Consider the following 264-nt stretch of genomic DNA (forward strand, 5'->3'; position numbering starts at 1 on the left):
GTCGATCTCACCCAGCATCTCGCAAAAGAACGCCTCGTGATCATCAACCCCCAGGCGGGTCTGCGCGACATAGTTGCGATACGGCACCGGCGTGCCCAGCTCGGCCTCTTGCCCCAACAGAAATGCCTGCATTTCATGCTGCAGGATTTCCAGCGCAAGGTGGTCCATCACTAAGTGATGGAACAGCAACGTGGCGACCACCCGCTGGGGCTCTTGCGTATACACCAAGCGCATCAACGGGGCTTGGGCGAGGTCCAGGCGTTG

1 protein-coding gene is annotated in these 264 nt (G+C 59.8%); it reads right to left on the bottom strand.

From position 1 onward, the window contains the following. Positions 1–264, bottom strand: a 264-nt coding sequence (locus KZZ07_RS27045) for a condensation domain-containing protein (protein ID WP_219520082.1), incomplete at both ends; no start/stop codon positions are given.

It is taken from the genome of Mameliella sp. CS4, from assembly GCF_019392335.1.
Classification (GTDB): Bacteria; Pseudomonadota; Alphaproteobacteria; order Rhodobacterales; family Rhodobacteraceae; genus Antarctobacter.